Source organism: Agrobacterium rubi TR3 = NBRC 13261 (assembly GCF_000739935.1).
Classification (GTDB): Bacteria; Pseudomonadota; Alphaproteobacteria; order Rhizobiales; family Rhizobiaceae; genus Agrobacterium; species Agrobacterium rubi.
Genome location: NZ_BBJU01000024.1, coordinates 199,926 through 218,419, shown reverse-complemented (window position 1 = coordinate 218,419; position 18,494 = coordinate 199,926). Strand labels below are relative to the sequence as shown.

14 protein-coding genes are annotated in these 18,494 nt (G+C 59.5%); 5 read left to right on the top strand and 9 right to left on the bottom strand.

Annotated elements, in window-relative coordinates:
- From aiiB to RRU01S_RS18795, 9 genes are all read right to left on the bottom strand, one after another.
- A partial coding sequence (aiiB, locus tag RRU01S_RS18835; RefSeq protein WP_045231755.1) for a quorum-quenching N-acyl homoserine lactonase AiiB occupies positions 1 to 577 on the bottom strand: 577 nt, incomplete at its 3' end.
- A 79-nt stretch (positions 578 to 656) separates the two neighbouring features.
- Positions 657 to 1,871, bottom strand: a complete 1,215-nt coding sequence (locus tag RRU01S_RS18830) for an acyl-CoA dehydrogenase family protein (protein WP_010974863.1) — start codon at positions 1,869 to 1,871, stop codon at positions 657 to 659.
- Positions 1,872 to 1,959: 88 nt separating this feature from the next.
- Positions 1,960 to 3,555, bottom strand: coding sequence for an ABC transporter substrate-binding protein (locus RRU01S_RS18825; RefSeq protein WP_010974864.1), 1,596 nt, complete (start codon positions 3,553 to 3,555; stop codon positions 1,960 to 1,962).
- 57 nt (positions 3,556 to 3,612) lie between these two features.
- Positions 3,613 to 5,283: a dipeptide ABC transporter ATP-binding protein gene (locus RRU01S_RS18820; protein ID WP_045023436.1), complete on the bottom strand. Its 1,671-nt coding sequence runs from the start codon at positions 5,281 to 5,283 to the stop codon at positions 3,613 to 3,615.
- Complete coding sequence (locus tag RRU01S_RS18815; RefSeq protein ID WP_233278971.1) at positions 5,280 to 6,185, bottom strand: ABC transporter permease; 906 nt, start codon at positions 6,183 to 6,185, stop codon at positions 5,280 to 5,282. The genes RRU01S_RS18820 and RRU01S_RS18815 overlap by 4 nt, the downstream gene beginning before the upstream one ends.
- 35 nt (positions 6,186 to 6,220) lie before the next feature.
- The gene (locus RRU01S_RS18810; RefSeq protein ID WP_045023439.1) at positions 6,221 to 7,207 is read right to left on the bottom strand and encodes an ABC transporter permease; all 987 of its coding nucleotides are present in this window, start codon (positions 7,205 to 7,207) and stop codon (positions 6,221 to 6,223) included.
- Positions 7,204 to 8,691: a SidA/IucD/PvdA family monooxygenase gene (locus RRU01S_RS18805; protein WP_012655011.1), complete on the bottom strand. Its 1,488-nt coding sequence runs from the start codon at positions 8,689 to 8,691 to the stop codon at positions 7,204 to 7,206. Before RRU01S_RS18805 ends, RRU01S_RS18810 begins: the two co-directional genes overlap by 4 nt.
- A gap of 10 nt (positions 8,692 to 8,701) precedes the next feature.
- Complete coding sequence (locus RRU01S_RS18800; RefSeq protein ID WP_010974865.1) at positions 8,702 to 9,928, bottom strand: LLM class flavin-dependent oxidoreductase; 1,227 nt, start codon at positions 9,926 to 9,928, stop codon at positions 8,702 to 8,704.
- Positions 9,925 to 11,217, bottom strand: a complete 1,293-nt coding sequence (locus RRU01S_RS18795; RefSeq protein WP_010974866.1) for an NtaA/DmoA family FMN-dependent monooxygenase — start codon at positions 11,215 to 11,217, stop codon at positions 9,925 to 9,927. The genes RRU01S_RS18800 and RRU01S_RS18795 overlap by 4 nt, the downstream gene beginning before the upstream one ends.
- A 171-nt stretch (positions 11,218 to 11,388) precedes the next feature.
- On the opposite strand from RRU01S_RS18795, the gene RRU01S_RS18790 reads away from it, so the two are divergent.
- From RRU01S_RS18790 to RRU01S_RS18765, 5 genes are all read left to right on the top strand, one after another.
- Positions 11,389 to 12,351 carry a LysR family transcriptional regulator gene (locus tag RRU01S_RS18790; protein WP_010974803.1) on the top strand — a complete coding sequence of 321 codons (963 nt, stop codon included), beginning with the start codon at positions 11,389 to 11,391 and terminating at the stop codon, positions 12,349 to 12,351.
- 81 nt (positions 12,352 to 12,432) lie between these two features.
- Entirely contained in the window at positions 12,433 to 13,026 is a 594-nt protein-coding gene (locus RRU01S_RS18785; protein WP_045231754.1) for a DUF6088 family protein, read from the top strand.
- A 249-nt stretch (positions 13,027 to 13,275) separates the two neighbouring features.
- A complete protein-coding gene (locus tag RRU01S_RS18775) occupies positions 13,276 to 14,262 on the top strand; it encodes an AAA family ATPase (RefSeq protein ID WP_045231753.1) in 987 nt (328 codons plus the stop codon).
- Positions 14,263 to 14,265: 3 nt separating this feature from the next.
- Positions 14,266 to 16,776, top strand: a complete 2,511-nt coding sequence (locus RRU01S_RS18770; protein WP_045231752.1) for a S8 family peptidase — start codon at positions 14,266 to 14,268, stop codon at positions 16,774 to 16,776.
- A gap of 350 nt (positions 16,777 to 17,126) precedes the next feature.
- The gene (locus RRU01S_RS18765) at positions 17,127 to 18,479 is read left to right on the top strand and encodes an LLM class flavin-dependent oxidoreductase (protein ID WP_045231751.1); all 1,353 of its coding nucleotides are present in this window, start codon (positions 17,127 to 17,129) and stop codon (positions 18,477 to 18,479) included.
- The last annotated feature ends 15 nt before the right edge of the window (positions 18,480 to 18,494 follow it).

Here is an 18,494-nt window from a genome sequence, read left to right as displayed (position 1 = left end):
CAGCATGGCCGCTTCCGAAGTTGAGCAGGGTCACTCCAGGCGCGAGTTCTCTTTCTCTCTCATCGCGACTGACAAGATCCCAGTTTCGTGGGGCCGCAAACCACGCCTCGATATCCTTGACGATGTAAGGCGACGAATGATCCCCCGTCGCGAAATACCGGACTGCGGTTGCGAATTCATCTTCATGTGCAATCAGCCTCGACTTTCCGAAATACTCGACGCAACCGGCGTGATCATTGTGAAGATGCGACAGGACCACCGTCGAAATATCGTCCGGTGAAAGGCCGAGCTGCCTCAGCCGTTCCGGCAGATTGCATTCCGACGCCCCGATATAGGGCGCGTTCAGTTGCGATTGCGCGGGCCACCGGCCATTCGTTCCCATGCATTCCGGGTGACATCCTGTGTCGTAGAGGACCGTGGCATCGGTGCATTGGATGAGGTAGGCGGAGACCGGAATGTCGATCAGACGACTACTCACCGTCGGCTTCTGCGGCGTGACAAAAGTGGAGTTGGCGATGATGAAGTTTTCGTCGACACGAATTTCACCCAGGTCGAGAACGAACAGCTTATTTCCCATAAGATCTCCTAATTAAGTCACGCGATCTGGTTCAGCGCCGGCTGAGGTGAGGTTGACCAGCCTCGACGCGAAACATCCGCTAGGCCTTTCCAATGCCGGTGGTCCAAAGATCCGGCGGCAGGCTGCGGTTAACCGCGAAATCACCGATCTGACGCTCCTTGTAGATGACCGGATTGTGGGAGGAGATGGCGCGGGCGTTTCGCCAATAGCGATCCAGCCCCAACTCGTTGCTGAGCGCAGACGCTCCCAGTCCGTCGAAGAGGACGGTCGTCGCATCGAGGATGAGTTGGTGGACGACGACCTGTGCCTGGTAAATCTGCACCTCGAGTTTGCCGATCTCCGTTCTTTCCCTGCAGCCTTTAGCAACAGCGCGGTGATAGGCGTCGGCGGCTGAAAGTACGATCGAGTTTGCCCCGTGCGCATTGGCAAACACCTTACCGACGAGCTGGAGCACCTGCGGATCGTCGCTCGCGGTGCTGGCAGCCGCGTGGGAATATGTCCGTTTGCGTGACCGCACATAGTCCGCAACGGCAGTGGACGCCCCCCGCCCGATTCCGACAAGCGTTGCCAGATGGGCCAATTGAGCGAAGGCCGTCAGGAACGGCCACCGCGATGCCGATGGCGCAATATCGTCATCGTGCAGAAGGACCTGATCGAATACGGCGGTCCCACTGGCGGTCAGTCTCTGTCCGAAACCGTTCCAGTCATCGACAATGGACGTTCCTGGCGCCGTCGTTTTTATAAGCGCTATGATCAGCTCGTCAGCATTGTTCAAGCCGCTGACAGTCATCCATTCCGAGAACAGAGCGCCGGTCGTATAGAATTTCTGGCCGTTGAGACGATGGCCCTCATTGGTTTTTATGATGGAAGTCGAAAATTTGCCAAGCGTGGCATTTCCAACCTCCGTCGCTGCAGCGGAGATGATCTCCCCGGATCCGATGATGTCGATGCAACGCCTCGTCCAGGCGTTGGATGGTTCGTCGAGAAGCTGTCCGAGCAATCCGAAATGGGCGCGGAAGATCTGCGCGACATTCGAGTCTGCCTCTGCAAGCTCGACGAGCAATGCAAGGAGTTCCAGCGGTGTCGCTCCCAAACCGCCTTTATCTTTGGGGAGAAGCAGCGCACCGAATTTGAGCGCTTTCAGCCTTGCGACTTCATCGCGCGGGAGTGTGCGTGTCGCATCTCTTTGGCGCGAGCCTTCGGCGATTTCGGCGAACACCGGCCGGAAAATTGCCACGAGTGTGCGGAATGCGGGTGTGTCGATTGTCGGCCAGGTATGAGGATGATGGGTCAAGGGCGTTCACTTACAATTTGGAAATAATGACGGTGTTGTCGCGCTACGTGGCAGGCGGCGCCTGTGGAGCCCGCCTGCCGGATAAAGCTCAGCTTCCCAGCCACGCAGCGGCGAAGTCGACCGAATGCCCGGACGAATCCTCGGTGTGGTTGTGCAGCGTCTTGCGATAGAGCGTCAGGTTCTGGAACTGAACGAGGTTTACCGCCGGCAGATCGCGGTGAAGGATGTGTTGGAACCTGACGAAGTATTCTTTGCGCTTCGCCGGATCGATTTCGATCGATCCTTTCTCGAAGATCTCATCGACCTCGGCATTGCTGTAGCCGGAGTGATTGGACCACGGCACGCCCTTCTTGATGTTCTTCGACCAGTAGCCGCGCTGGATGCCGTCCGTCGGATCATAACCGTTGGCAAGATGCTGGAGGTCGATATCGAAGGCCGCGTCGGTATAGACGCTCTTGATGTAGGTCGCGTAGTCGTAGCTCTGGATCGCCACGTCGACGCCGATGTCGCCGAAGGCGGATCGGAGGAATTCTGCGCCGACACGGGTTGGCCCGTAGACAGGATTGTAGGTAAGGCGCAGCGCGAACCGTTTCCCATCACCACCACGCTTGTGGCCGGCCTCATCAAGAAGCGCTTCCGCCTTGGCCTTGTCGAAGGCATAGAAGCCGATACTTGGATCGTGATATTCTGCCATCGACGGTGCAATCGCGGTCGGGGACGGCACAGCATATCCCTTCCAGACGAGACGGATGTAGTCGTCGATATTGATGGCGTGAGCGAAAGCCTGGCGAACACGCAGATCGCTGAGAATCGGATGATCCAGACGGAAAAACAACTGGTTCAGACTGCCTTCAAGCTCGTAACCGCGAGTCTCGACGCCGAAGCGCGGATCGTCGCCAAGGCGCTTGATCTCGTCGAGCGGCACGGGTGTGTGATAGCCTACATCGACGTCTCCCGCCTCGAAAGCCGCCCCGCGGGCGCTGACATCAACGATAAACCGTGTCACCACAGCATCGAGCAGGGGCAGATCCTTGATCCAGTAATCGGGATTGCGTTCGAGCAGGATATGGCTGCCGCGTTCCCACTCCTTGAACACGTAGGGGCCCGTGCCTATCGGTTTTGCGTTATAGGGGTTCGCCCGAATATCCGTCTCTTCGTAGAGGTGTTTCGGGATGATGGGCGAAGCGATGCCGGAAAGGGCCGGCAACAGGAATGGAACCGGTGTCTTGAACTGGGCGACGACCGTCAGTGGATCGGGCGTGTCGATCTTTTCGAGCGATGCAAACGTCACACGCCGGCGCGGATGGGTTTCCTTCAACGTCAGCAGCGAGAATGCAACGTCCGCGGAGGTGAACGGTTGACCGTCATGCCACTTGATGCCCGGGCGCAGGTGAAAAGTGTAGGTCTTTCCATCCGCGCTGATATCCCAGCTCTCCGCAAGATGTGGTTTGAAGGTCCGGTCGAAACTGACCTTCAACAACCCTTCGATGACACGGGAACCGACGCCGGCGTTGCCGGTGTTCTGGAACAATTCGATGAGCATGGCGGGTTCGCTGGCGGCGACGATGCGGGCGGTACCGCCACGCACCGGCGTAGTTTGAGCGAACGAAATACCGGGTATGGCGGTACCCAATGCGCCGATTCCGAGGGCGGCGTTGAACGTCCGGCGCGACAGTTTGATCATGAAATTCTCCTGGCTCGTGAAGTTTCGGGTTCTGTTGTTTTAGGGAGTCCGTTGCCGTTACGAAGCTGCTGCGATCAGCTTCCTCGTGTATTCATGGGAGGGATTGCTCCATAGATTTTGGTGGTTGCCGCGCTCGATGATGTGTCCATCCTTCATGACCATGATCCTGTCCGAGATGTATTTCACGACAGCCAGATCGTGGGAGATGAAGAGATAGGAAAGACCGGCTTCCTCCTTGAGATCGGCAAGCAAGTTGAGAATTTGCGCCTGAACGGACACGTCGAGTGCCGATACCGGTTCGTCGCAGATGACGAGCGAGGGCCGCACGATCAGGGCTCTGGCAATCGCGATCCGTTGACGCTGCCCACCGGAGAATTCATGGGGAAAGCGCTCCACCGCCGAACGTGGCAGGCGGACCTGGTCGAGAGCTTCGCTTATGCGCGATTGCCTGTCGGCGGAATTGCGATACTTGTGTGCATGCAGCACGCTATCGAGAATATCTCCAACGGTCCGGCGCGGGTTTAGGGAAGAATAAGGATCCTGGAAGATCATCTGCACGCGCCCGCGGAAGGCGCGCAGGTCGGCTCCACCTGCGTGGGTGATGTCCTGACCTTCGAACAGGATCTGTCCGCCGGCAACGGGTATCAGACGGCTGAGCGCCTTTGAAAGCGAAGACTTGCCGCTACCGGATTCTCCGACCAGCCCGAGCGTTTCGCCGCGCAGGAGTTCGAAGGTCACACGATCGACGGCAGGCGGTGTCTTGCTAGCGGGGTCATAGCGAACCGTGAGATCCTCGACTTCCAGAAGCGCATCTGCCGTTGCATTGGTGCGCGGTTCCGCTGCAACCGGCGGGCTACGGATCTCGAAGCTGGTTGTGCCGTTGCTGTTCCTGTGGGTCCGGATCTCGTTCAGCCGCTCCGATGAAGCGTGGCGCCCATCGCCGAGACGGATCGATGCGCCGATCAGCCCTTTCGTGTAGGGATGCTGGCTCTCCTGAAACAGATGCTCTGCCTTGAGCTCTTCCATCCTTTTGCCGTTGTGCATGACGACCACGCGGTCGGTCCAGCGCGACACCAGTGTCAGATCGTGGGAGATGAGAAGCAGGCCCATGGACAGATCGCGCCGAAGACGATCGATCAATTCGAGGATCTGGCTCTGGATCGTCGAGTCGAGAGCCGTGGTCGGTTCGTCTGCGATCAGCAGGAGCGGCGTGAGCGCGATCGCCTGGGCGATCATGGCACGCTGTCTCTGGCCCCCGGACAGTTCGTGTGGATAGGACGCGATACGACGGTGTGGTTCCGGCATTGACACCAGATCGAGTAATTCCAGAACCCGCGAACGTGCAGCCTTCCGGGACAGCCGTTCATGGGCGTGCAGTACCTCGGCGATCTGGTCTCCGACCGTATAGACCGGATTGAGAGCGCTCATCGGCTCCTGGAAGATCATGCCGATCCGGGGTCCGAGAATGGGCCGCCATGCCTTGGGTGGGAGGCGGAAGAGATCCAGGCCATCGAAGGTCACCTCGCCGCTGCTGGACGCTTCGTCCGGCAGGAGGTTGGACAGCGCAAGGGCAGTCGTGCTTTTCCCGCAACCGGATTCGCCGACCAGAGCGACAGCCTCGCCGGCGGCGATGTCGAAGGAAAGGTTCTCGACGGCAACCGCTTCACCGCTCCGGCTGTGATATCGGACTGAGAGGTCGCGGACACCAAGCAAAGGTATCGCCATCATTCCACTGCTTTCCGCGAGCGGACTTTGCGCCTGATCCGCGGGTTGAGCGCGTCGTTGAGGCCATCCCCGATGAGGTTGAGCGCCAGCACGGTGAGGACGATGCACCCACCGGGCATGAGCGTGAGGTACCAGTGGCTGCGGATCACCTCGCGGCTGGCGCCGATCATTGATCCCCAGGTGACGGTATTCGGATCGCTAAGCCCCATGAAGGACAGCGCAGATTCCATCAGGATCGCCGAGGCAACCATGATCGATGAGACCACGATGAGCGAGGGCAGGGCGTTGGGCAGGATTTCCTGCAGAATGATCCGTGGCGCCGAAATGCCAGACGCCCTGGCAGCCATGACGAAATCCTTCTCCCGGATCGAGCGGAACTCGGCGCGGGTGAGACGCGCGATCATCGCCCAGGACACAAGTGCGATGCCGACGATGACCGTACCGATTGTCGGTGTCGCGAAGGCGACGAGAACGACCAGCAGGACGAAGCTAGGAATGGTCTGGAATATCTCGATGAACCGGACGATGAGATCGTCGATCCAGCCGCCGCAATAGCCGGCGATGGCTCCAATAAGTCCACCGAACACCAGACCGAGAATTGTTGCGGAAATCCCCACCAGCAGCGAGACACGGGCGCCATGTACCAGTCCCGCCCAGACGCTTCGACCGAGTGAATCCGTGCCGAGTAGAAAGTCCGGATTTTCTCCGGGCCAAAGACGCTCAGGGCCGACAATCGACTGCGGATCGCCCGGAGCCAGCCACGGGGCCAACAGCGCCAGGAGCATTATAATGCTGAGTGTCATGAGACCGGCTGTCGCGCCCGGGTTCGAGAGAAAGTCGCGCAGGACCGAGCGCGCAATGACAGGATTGCCGATGTTGCTCCAGGGGGCTTCACCGGCTGCCATGCGTGCGGTTGAGGATTCGATATCGAAGCCGCTCATCAGCGCACCTCGATTCTGGGATCGAGGGCAGCCTGGATGATGTCGACGATAGCGTTGACGCAAATCACCAGGACAGACGAGACCAGCATGATGCCGAGCAACAGCGTATATTCACGCGCCATGACGGCATCAAAGGCAAGCCGACCCATGCCTGGCCAACTGAAGACCGTTTCGATGACGATGGCGCCGCCAAGAATGCCGGCCACGTGGATACCGGCCACCGTGGTGATCGGGATGAGCGCGTTGCGCAGCACGTGGCGAAGGACAACCTGTCGTGGCGCCAGACCCTTCGCCTTTGCGGTGCGGACATGATCCTGCCCGATGACCTCAAGGATAGAAGATCGGGTGAGACGTGCGTAGATCGCCATGTAATAGAGCGCCAGTGACGTCGCGGGGAGCAATGCATAAGAGGCGCGGTCGATAAGCCAGCCAAAGCCCCCCGAGGAAGCGCCGATGGTTTTCATGCCGCCAGCCGGTAGCCAGCCGAGCTTCACCGAGAAGACGATGATGAAGATCAATCCGATCCAGAATGTCGGGACTGAGTAGAACAGCAGCGATGCCACCGAAAGAATGCGATCGGCCGCGCGCGTTGCGTTCAGTGCCATGATCGTGCCAGCTGCGATCCCCACCAGCAGGGCGATGACGATCGCAAGAACCATGAGCGTCAGGGTACCCGGCAGACGCTCCATGATGAGATCGGCGACGGGGACACCGTAGCGGGGAGATATGCCGAGACTGAAATGCGCCAGACTTGTATAGTAGTTCGCAAGCTGATCGAGCAGCGGCAGATCGAGCCCGAAAGCCCGGCGAATGTCGGCCACCGTTTCCTGCGTGGCGGCACCGGATTCGGCCGCCATGTAATCGGCGGCATCCCCAGGCGCGAGCTGCAGCACGAAGAAACCGAGCGTGACGATGACGAACATCGTCGGGACCGCCTGAATGAGGTTGCGTAGCAGACTGCGGCCAACCCGCGTAAGCCTCTTCATGGAGCTGCCTCCCAAGGTCCGGAGACGGGTGAGGGAGCGACGCGGTCGACCGCGATGGACGGCCCGAGGCTCGCAAGCCGCTCGTAGTCCGCGCGAGCATGGATAAAGAGTGAGCGAGCGACTGCCGCGATCAGGCGGGGCAGTGCGATCGCGGCGCTGCCGATATCGCCAGCATGGATGCCGTGACTGATGATCGCCGCGAAGGTATAGACATGGATACGCTTAAGCCATGGCGCCGAACCAGGCTCTATCTCCTGCAATTCAAAACCTTTCCCAAGATAGGGATGCGAAGACCAGCCGCTTTCCCTCTCCGCCGCCGCAACGCGGTCTTGCCAGAGGAGAATGTGGGGAGCCGCGGCGGTCAGTTCCGGCCGGGCATAAACGTTTTGCCTATAGCCGGTCGCGGCAATGACCGTGTCCAGCATTATATCGCCCGTCGTCGTTCTCGCTACGATATCGTCGCCAAGAGCTACAATCTGTTCTGCCGCAACGTTGAAATGGAGATAGTGGTTCGGATGCTGGCAGGCCCGGGCGATGGCCGCATCCGGCGCGGAGCTGCGTCGCCGGCGCTCCAAAATCAAACGCCATCGCATTGCATCATCGAATTCCGGAAAGAACAGCTTGTCAGCCGAGGGTCTGGCGGCAGCCTGATCGTTGGCCTCTACGAGATCGCCGTGTCGGACGAATTGATGCACACTCGCTGCACCATGTTCCAGCGCGACAGCCGCTGCGTCGAACGCGGATGCGGCCGCTCCGACCACACCCACGCTCAAGCCGCGAAGGCTAGCGAAATTAATGAGGTCGTTCGTGTGGACAAGGCGGTCGGGAGGAAGAGTGTGGGAAAGAACCGACGGTATATAGGGTTCGCCCAAGCCGTCCAGGCCAGTTGCCAGTACGATCGTCTGTGTTGACAGATCTATCACGCCCTTGTCCTGCAGTTCAAAGCGCAGATTGAGCGGTGCGTTTTCGGCGTCCGAACGCGGATCGATCGAAATCAGGCGATGCTGCCATCGCACGTCGATCCCCGCCGTTTCGCGATACCAGTTGAGATAGTCGAGCCAGACGGTGCGGGGTATTTCCGCCATTGCGGCAAATGCGGCGTCACCATGAAGCGCAACGTACCAGTGCTCGAATGTCAGTTCAGGGATGCCCTGTTCGAGACCGGTAAATCCCTTGCCCGCGCGAAGCGTGTGCATCCTGGCTATGGTATTCCAGACGCCCGCTGTTTCCGGCGTGGCGGCATCGAAAACCTGCACCCGTCGGATGCCGGCACGGCGCAGTCCAAACGCAATGGCAACACCACTCTGACCACCGCCGATGACGGCAACGTCCATATCTGTGGCGACCGGAGCAACCCAATCCAGAGTGACCGGTTCGAGCTGCGCGATTGCGCGACGCGTCTGTTCACTGAGCTGGTTGAGACGCTCTTGCGACACCGTTCTCCCGCTTGATCGGCCCGACGCGATTTTTTGTTGAACTGTCATCTCATCACCCCTAGAGCCGCAAACCGGCTGCCCGCATCAGCGGGAGAACGGTTCGTCCGAAATGGGTGAGGTCGGGCAGGTAGTCGAAGAAGGAGATGTGGAAACCGTCCACTCCTTCGGCATGCAAAGCGGCAAGCTGTTCGACGATCCGTTGAGGCGAGCCGACGAGCCGGACATTCCCCCCGACAGCGATCGCATCGACCGAGTTTACATCGTTGCTCTTCGCCCACGCCTGCGCGTCGCTGACCAGCCGTTTGTCGAAATCCTTCGTGTCAGCAATGTTATGCAGCCCGCCGACATTCCTCTGCTCGACGGCGGCAACAATCGCGCCATAGTATTCCTGAGCTTCCTGATCCGTGTCGCGACAGACGATGATTGGATTGAGGATGACGCGGATTGTGCGCCCGTTTCGAGCCGCAGCTGCCTTGACGGTGGCGGTATGGGCGCCGAGCGACGCCCGCGCTGCCTCGAAACTGCCCCCGCCGGGGCTAGTGACAAAGACGATATCCGATTGCCGCGCAGCGAAGTCTATGCCGGCGGGCGAGCCTGTCGCGCTGATCAGAAGGGGTCGGCCGAAACGCGGCTTCGGCGTGATGAAGCCCTCTTTGATCCGCCATGGCGATTTACCGGAAAAGGTGACGGGCTCGTCCGAGCGCCACAATGCCTTCAGCGCATTGACGAATTCGTCGGCGAGCCTGTACCGCTGATCGTGCTCGATCTGCGAGCCGCCGAACATCTCGTGTTCAATCCGGCGATGACCGGTCACGACATTGAGGCCCCAGCGGCCATTTGTGATGTGATCGAGGGTGGCGCCGGCGCGCGCCAGATGAAGCGGGTGCCAAGGTCCATACAGGATATGCACGGTCGATGCGAGCAGGATATTCTTCGTCTCTGTCGCCAGCGCAGCCATGGTGACGAAGGGGTCGAGAGAGGTGCCGTTCAGTACTTCGCCGAACCCGCCTTTCGGAAGCCATTGCGACAGTCCAAAGACGATGTCGAAGCCGAGTTCGTCAGCGATTCGTACGAGGTTGCGGTTGTAGCCGAAATCCCATGACGTCGTGCGTGGCAGATGCGACGCACTCCAGCCACCGGCATTGAGTGGCAGAAAGAGGCCGAGCATCGTCGGCTGCCGGAAGATGCGCGCGACTGGGCTTTCGTCAAAATCAGCGGGTGACGGGACCGGATCGTTCTGCGTTAGTTCCGTGGATGTGAGCGTGTGGTGAGGGTCGCGCGTCATTCACCGAGCCCCAGGTTTCCGCGCAATGTGCTGTGCCGATATTCCGACCGGAAGATGCCACGTCGCTGCAGGATGGGGATGACGCTTTCCGTAAACGAACTGAAGCCATCGGGAAAATGCGTGGCGCTGACATTGAAGCCGTCAGCCGCACCGCTGCGGAACCACAACTCAATCTCATCGGCGACCTTCTCTGGCGTCCCGGCAATAAAGCGGTTGCGTCCCTGCGAACTGAGCAGGATTTCCCGCAGCGTCGCGCCGGGCCGCCGCTCGATCATCTGCCAGGTGGATTCCGAAATCCCGGTTGAAACCGCAGGTGTGAAGTCAGCCTGAGCGCGGGTCGGAGCCGGTTTGTCGAGGTCCTCGCCACCAAGAGGGACACCAAGACGAATCCCGAACCAGCGCGCATCGGCGGCGAGGTCGCGAAGCGCGTCGAGTCGTTCAACTTTTCTGAGCGCCTCTTCTTCGGTTGAGCCAACGACCGGATAGATTCCAGGCATGAACAGCGTCCGGTCGGGATCGCGCCCCGCCTTGCGCACCGCATCCTTCGTCCTTCTGTAACCCGCCTGGGCCGCCTCGAGGTTGGTCTGGAGGCTATAGATCAGGTCGGCGTGCCTTGCGCCGAAGCTAAGGCCGACCTCGGAGGATCCGGCTTGTACCAGGATGGGCTTTCCTTGCGGGCTGGTCGGCACCTGCAAGGGCCCACGGACTTTAAAATGCATTCCAACATGGTTGAGATGGCTGACCTTCTTCCAGTCGACGAACGTGCCGCCAGCCTGGTCGAGTAATAGCGCACCGTCTCCCCAGCTTGCCCAGAGAGCCTTTGCAACGCTCACGAACTCCTCCGCACGGTCGTAACGCTCGTCATGCGTCGGCAGGTCCATGCCGAAATTCCAGCCTGCTTCCGGAAGATAGCTTGTCACAATATTCCAGGCAGCACGGCCACCGCTGATATGATCGAGCGAAGAGAGCTTGCGGGCGAGTTCGTAGGGCTCGGAAAATGTCGTGGAAACAGTGGCGATCAGTCCCACGGATTCAGTTCTCGCCGCTATCGCCGAAAGTGCCAGCAATGGATCGAGTGCGTGCCACGGTTCGACTGGCGGCTCCATCGGAAGGCTTTGGAAGTCCGATAGAAAAACAGCGTCGAAACCTGCCTTCTCCGCGATCTGCGCGACCTCGATGTGAGCGTTCACATCGAGAAACTGCGCGGGGTTGTCGATGAGGCGCCATCGCGCTGGGTGCAAGCCGAGGCCAAGATTGTAATTTGCGGTGAAATGAAGTTCTCGTTGCATATCGTTCTTTGCTTCAGGAATAAGGAGGTGCCGCGCCCATGACAGACGGTTTCAAATTGCGGGCGGCGGGCCTATTTAGGAAGCAAAAGTCTACTAATTCTATAGACGTTGGTGCATATTCCTGTCGATTATATGTTTGTTTTCGATTTCACTATTCGAGAGGTTCGAAGAATGCGGGGCACCGACTTTGGCAATCTGCGTGCTTTTATGATGATCGTGGATTCCGGCAGTTTCGTTCGGGCCGCAGCAGCCCTGAAAATCGCGCCTTCCACTCTCAGCTACACAATCCAGGTTCTGGAAGGGCGGCTTGGGACGAAACTGCTGCAGCGTACGACGAGAACGGTCAGATTGACCGAAGCTGGAAGTCGATTGGCCCGGCGCCTCGGGCCAATGATGTCCGAATTCGACACCTTGATGGAGGACCTGACGGAGCCTCGGGAAAAGCCCTCCGGGACGCTGAAGCTTTGCGTCCCGCGTATGCCGATGCGGCTTTATATGGAACCGCTTCTTAATGGCTTCGAAGCCGCTTACACGGACATTACCATCGATCTCACGATTGGAGATGTGCTCGTCGACATCGCGGTGTCCGGGTTTGATGCTGCGGTCATCCCTAACCGGAGCATCCAGGACGATCTGGTCTCTATTCGGTTAGGACCGGAATTAAAGCGCATTGTCTACGCCTCACCAAGATATCTCGCCCGTTTCGGGGCGCCCTCTGAACCGGGAGACCTCGTTCATCATAATTGCATCAACTTTCGAGGCCCCCACACCGGAGCAATCTACCCCTGGGAGTTTCAGCGCGGTCAAGAACGCTTCGAGGTTGCTGTCAGCGGTTCGCTCATCGTGTCGGATTCGACCTACACACTTTCAGCCGCTCTCAGCGGCAAGGGCATAGGCTATGGCATAGAGCCAATTTCGAAGCCTTTTCTGGACGACGGCAGTCTGATTTCACTCCTGGAAGGCTGGGTCGCCCCCCATCCGGGGTTCATGCTGTGTTATCCAAAGAACCGGAATATCTCCGCCGCACTCAAGGCATTGCTTTCGTATGTAAGAAAGCAGAGCCGTGCCGGCAGTAGACTGAACGACGACCGTGTGAATGGTCGCCTTGGATCTACTCATATTGTTCGAACATGAAGCGCGCTCTTGAATGTCAGAAAAATATAGCCTAATTTCTGACGCATGAAACCCCTCGCGACATCAGTTCCAGACCTAATTATGAAGCGTGCCCGTGCCGGCGGGCGCGGCAGTGTCTTCACGCCCAGTGATTTCCTGGACGTGGCCGCGCGCGCGGCCGTCGACCAAGCGCTTTCTCGGTTGGCCAGGAATGGAAAGCTTCGGCGCCTGACGCGAGGCCTGTACGACTTCCCAAAGGTTCATCCGCAACTTGGGGCCCTTTCGCCTAGGCCTGACGATGTGGCGAAAGCGTTGGCGCGGGAGACCGGATCTCAGGTGCAGATCGCCGGTGCGCGCGCGGCGAATGCCCTTGGCCTGTCAACACAGGTCCCCGCACATAGCATCTATCTGACTGATGGCCCGTCGCGCCGTGTTGTGCTCGATAAGCGCGTCGTTGATCTGCGCCACGCTTCGCCCAAGCACCTTATTGCTCCGGACAGTGCTGCCGGCACAGTTGTTCAGGCCCTTCGTCACGTCGGGGCGGTGCGTGCCGCCGACGTTGCGCAGATCGCCTCGCGTCGACTGTCGGCCAGCGACAAGAAGACGCTAGCATCCAATGCGGTCCGGGCTCCCGCTTGGATGCGTTCGACGCTGGTCTCGATCGCTAACGCAATGCCGAGTGAGATAGATGGATAACCATGCGAATGTATCCATCAAGCTGATAGGAAAGAATTTGCTCTCGTTGCAGTCTCAAATGTTGGGAACTGTTGCTCCGTTCAAATTGCTTTTCGCTATGGCGATCATTAAACTGGATTTTAACCAGTTCTTTGGGAGAGGCGTCTATCTCTCGAAAGTGCCAAAAAGTCACCGCGAGAGGGACACGATGACGCAAATGTGGACCATTCAATCAGAAGGAGCTCGATCTATGAACCGAGCTCAGTCGTCATGACCACGGCGCAGCAGTTGATCTCGCTGCTGAAGAGCCACGTCGAAGGCGACGACGAGCAGTTCCTGACGATTGCATTGCAGGCTGCAGCAAGTGAGGCCCGCAGGGGTCATGGAAAGGTGGCTGTGCAACTCCGCGAGCTTGTCGATGCAGCGCGCGCCAACAAGGATCGTACCTCCGGGCGCAAGAAAGCCCCTGTTCCTATTGCGCAGCCACGCGGTGATCTCGCGAACCTGGTTGCGGTGCGCTACACTGACGTTCGGTTGTCGAGCATGATCCTTCCTGCGGAGCTCGAAGCTCGTTTGAAACGAGTCATTCTCGAGCAGCGACAACAGCATAAGCTTCGCAGCCATGGGCTGGCCCCACGGCGCAAACTGTTGCTCATCGGTCCCCCCGGATCCGGAAAGACAATGACCGCGGCTGCGCTCGCCGGTGAACTCCATACGCCGTTGTTCACCGTGCAGCTCGATGGCTTGATGACGAAGTTCATGGGGGAGACCGCCTCAAAGTTGCGGCTGGTGTTCTCGGCGATGGCTGAAACCAAAGGCGTCTACTTCTTCGACGAGTTCGATGCGATCGGCGCGAAGCGCGCGGAACGCAATGACGTGGGCGAGATCCGGCGTGTCCTCAATTCGTTCCTTCAATTCCTCGAGGAGGATGAGAGTGACGGTCTGGTGGTGGCGGCGACTAATCACCCGGAATTGCTCGATCCAGCGCTCTTTCGGCGGTTCGATGACGTCATCGAGTATGCATTGCCGAGCGTTGAAGTCGCGACCGGCATTTTGCAAGCGCGCCTTTCCAGCTTCGACACCCGGGATATCAACTGGACAAAAGCGGTTACAGATGCTGCCGGTTTGAGCCAGGCCGAGATTGCTCGCGCTGCGGCCGACGCCGCGAAACTCGTCGTCCTGTCCGACCGGGACCGCATCACCCAGAACGATCTGTCCCTCGCGATAGCCGAACGCAAAGGAGCGGCGTCGCAATAATCGATGGCAGAAGAACCACCGCGTCCACTCCCACACGTTTATTTGCCCGGTCACGGGAACATCCAGGACTACACCGCCAGAGGCGGAGGTGGCGGCACAACCGTGCCGGTGCGCGATAGGGCTCAGCATGCTGTAAAGCTGACAGAAGCCCTTACCCGGGCAGTGGCAGACGCGGAAGCGCAATTGAGAGCCCGCGAGCCCGACCTTGCGGGTGGAACGCCAGGTTTCTATCTTGAGTTCGAACTCCCTTCATCCCAGAGCGAGATCGTCGATAAGCTCGAAAACCGCCAGGGCAGGTTTCCGATCGAACTTGTTAGCGTTCGCCCGATAGGGGAGGGAGGGAACGCGATTGCCGCCACCGTCTTCGTCCCCGAGCGCCAGCGCGACTATTACCTCAAGAAGGTGGCCGAATATCGCGACCAGGACCGGATCCAACGGGTCGAGGTGGACGGTGAGATCGTCGAAAGAAACAACGGACCCAAGAATGAAGTGCTCGTGGCCTCACTTGAGACCGCGCGTCTTGCGGTGGCCAGATCCCTCTATACGGATGACGAGGCGTTCTTTCCGGTGCCCGGTACGGCCATCTGGTGGGAGGTCTGGCTGCGTCTCGGGACCAGAGATACCTTTGCGACGGCGGCTGAGCGACTGGAGCTTCCGGTGCGTGAACATGCCCTTCAGTTTCCGGAGCGCGAGGTGTTGATCGTCCACGCGAGCGCCGAAACCCTCGGGCGGATCATTGCGCACACCGACACGATCGCAGAGCTACGAACCGCCCGCGATACACCGGCCTTCTTTATGGAGATGGACGGCGCCGAGCAACGCGCCTGGGCTGCGGAGACGGCGGGCCGCATTGTGGCCCCCGATGGTGACCGTCCCGCCGTCTGCCTTCTCGATTCAGGCTCTACCCGACGTCACCCTTTGATCCTCCCGGCGCTCGCAGCAGTGGATCAGCAGGCATTCGATCCCGGCTGGAACGTCGAAGACACCAGTAATCAGGGGCACGGCGGACATGGCACCCAGCTTTCCGGCGTCGCCCTATACGGTGACCTGACCGATGTTCTCGCCGGAGCCGGGCAGATCATCCTGACGCACCGACTGGAGTCGGTAAAGATTCTGCCCGACCATGGCGCGAATGACCCCGATCTCTTCGGCGCCATCACCGCCCAATCAATCGCCCGTGCCGAGATCGTTGCGCCGAACCGGCCTCGCGCGATCTGCCTTGCCCTGACCAGTGACGGCGATCACTGGCGCGGCCGTCCGTCGTCATGGTCTGCGGCTCTCGACGCACTTGCCTATGGCGCCGACAATGCGCCGCGCCTGATTGCGGTTTCCGCCGGCAATATTCGTGAGGATATCCATCAGAACGATTATCTCGTCCGCAACGATATCATGCCGATCGAAAGCCCTGCTCAGGCGTGGAATGTGCTGACGGTCGGAGCATTTACCGAGAAGACGACAATCACCGACCCTGTCTTCAACGGGTGGGGTGTCATGGCCCAGGTCGGCGATCTTATGCCACGTAGCCGCACCTCCGTCACTTGGAACTACGATTGGCCCCTCAAACCCGATGTCGTCTTCGAGGGTGGCAATCTGGGCGTAGATCCGGCGACGCTCATTGGTGATCACCTTGACGATCTCGCGCTGCTGACGACCTATCGGACGCCTGAGAACCGGGCGTTCACGACGACCGGCGAGACCAGTGCAGCAACTGCGCTCGCGGCAAGGATGGGCGCGCAGATCCTGGGGCAGCGTCCTGATCTGTGGTCCGAGACGGTCAGGGCGCTGATCGTCCATTCGGCGGAATGGACACCGACGATGAAAGCCCATCTTGGCGGGATCAACAAGAATGCCTTGATGCGGCGTTACGGTTTCGGGGTTCCATCACTGGTGCGCGCCCTTGGAAGTCTCGATAACGATGTCACCATGGTCATTGAGAACGAGATGCAACCATTCAAGACCGTGGGCAGCAGGATCGAGACCAAGGACATGGTCCTGCACGCGCTTCCCTGGCCGACGGAGGAGCTCGAGGCTCTTGGAGAAACCCAGGTCCAGTTGCGGATCACGCTCAGCTATTTCATTGAGCCCAATCCTGGGGAGCGTGGCCAAACACGCCGTCACAGCTACGCTTCGCATGGATTGCGGTTTGCGTTGAAACCGGGCGACGAGCGCCCCGATGTCTTCTTGCGTCGCATCAATGCCGCGGCCGGGGCAAGGCCGCCGGCAAGGGCGGCGGGAGACACAGGCTGGACGCTTGGTCCCGTTCTTCGCAATCGAGGATCGCTGCATGGGGATATCTGGGAGGGAAACGCCGTCGAGCTCTCCCAGCGTGACGCTATCGCCATCTATCCGACTGGCGGATGGTGGCGGGAGAATACGGGTCAGAGAAGGGGTGATACAGCAGTTCGTTATGCACTTGTCGCAACGTTGCGAACTGCGGCTGATGTCGATCTCTACACCCCGATCAGCACCCCCATCCTTCCAGAGGTGGCGCCCGAAATTCTGATTGAGACTTAAACCCTCCCGCGTGGGGCATTGGACCGTGTACGTGCCAGACGAGGGGGCCTCCCAGTCAGTCATCCGACTCGGCAGCTCATATTGGCGGGTTCCCGCCCCACCGCCTTGAAGGAGGGATGTGTGGCTTTCCCCAACAGATCAGGACACGCGTGCGACAATTTCGACGTCATCGTGGTAGGCAGCTATTCGCGAAAACTGTTGCCTACGAGGAAACTGTTTCCGCAAACCTCAGACAATTAGACCCCTGAGGCTTTCTTTCGATACCAAGCATTATTCCATTATTTCTATATTGACGGTAGATTTTATATAAATAGTCTTTCTGAGAATGATTATCTCAGGAAGGCGTACGGATGCATCTCGCTCTTTATCTCGAGGCCGGCACACATCTCGGCGGTTGGCGGCTCCCGGAGTCGGCCACCTCAGGCGGCGTCGACTGGGCGCTCTACAAGACCGTCGCCCGCCGCGCAGAAGCCGCGAAGCTGGACATGCTTTTCGTCGCCGACAAGCTTTCGATCGACGACAACTATGGCCAGCACTTTGCCGACACTGTGAAGTATCGTCTCGTCACCAGGCCCGAGCCGTTGACCACACTGGCGGCGCTCGGAGCCGTCACCGATCATATCGGCATAGGCGGCACGATCTCATCATCATATGCCTCGCCTTATGCCGCCGCCCGTATGTTGGCGAACATCGACCATATCAGCGGCGGTCGCGCCGCCTGGAACCTCGTCACCTCCGTCAGCGATGGCGAGGCGCGCAATTTCGGCCGGGAGCAACATTTCGGACACGAGGAGCGCTACCTCCGCGCCATCGAATTTGCGGACGTCATGGGCAAGCTATGGGATAGCTGGGAAGCCGATGCGCTCGTCCTCGACAAGAAGTCCGGCGTCTTCGCGGATCCCACCAAATTCCATTACATTGACCATGAAGGCGACTTCTTCAAAATCCGCGGCCCTATCAACGTACCCCGCCCACCGCAGGGTCGTCCGGTCCTCATTCAGGCTGGCGTTTCGGACCGGTTCCAGGGGATCGCGGCGCAGAATGCCGAGGTGATCTTCGTCGTCCATGCTGAACTGGAGCGCGCACGAAGCTTCTACAAGAACTTCAAGGAAAAGGTAGTCGAAGGCGGCCGCTCGGAGAACGCCGTAAAGGTCCTCCCCGGCATCGTCCCCGTGGTCGGCCGCACCCGTAAGGAAGCACTGGACAAGGAACGAGAGCTCAAGGAACTCATTCTGCCCGAGGCAGGCCTCAGCTTCATGTCGGCGAGCATGAACTTCGACCTCGCCCAGTTCCCCCAGAATGCACCCTTCCCCGATATCACCGACAAGATCACCGGCAGCGTCGGCCGCTTCCAGTACGTCATCAAGCGCGCCATTGAACAGAAAATGACAGTTGCCGAGGTCGGAAAATGGTATGCGGAAAGCCTGTCATTCTTCGCGCCCGTCGGTACGCCGGAGGAAGTCGCCAGTCAGTTGGCCCATTGGTACTCCCAGCGTGCGTGTGACGGCTTCGTCATCCTGCCTCCCTACATCCGTCGCGACGAGGACCTCTTCCTCGAAGGCGTCGTCCCGGTTCTCCAGGAGCGCGGACTTTTCCGTCGGGAGTATCCGGGAACCACCCTGCGCGAGACCCTGGGTCTCGAACGGCCAGCCAATCAATTCGAAACACGCGAGACAACCGAGAAGCGGCGCGCTGCGCTCTGACCTCGCATCAAGGAG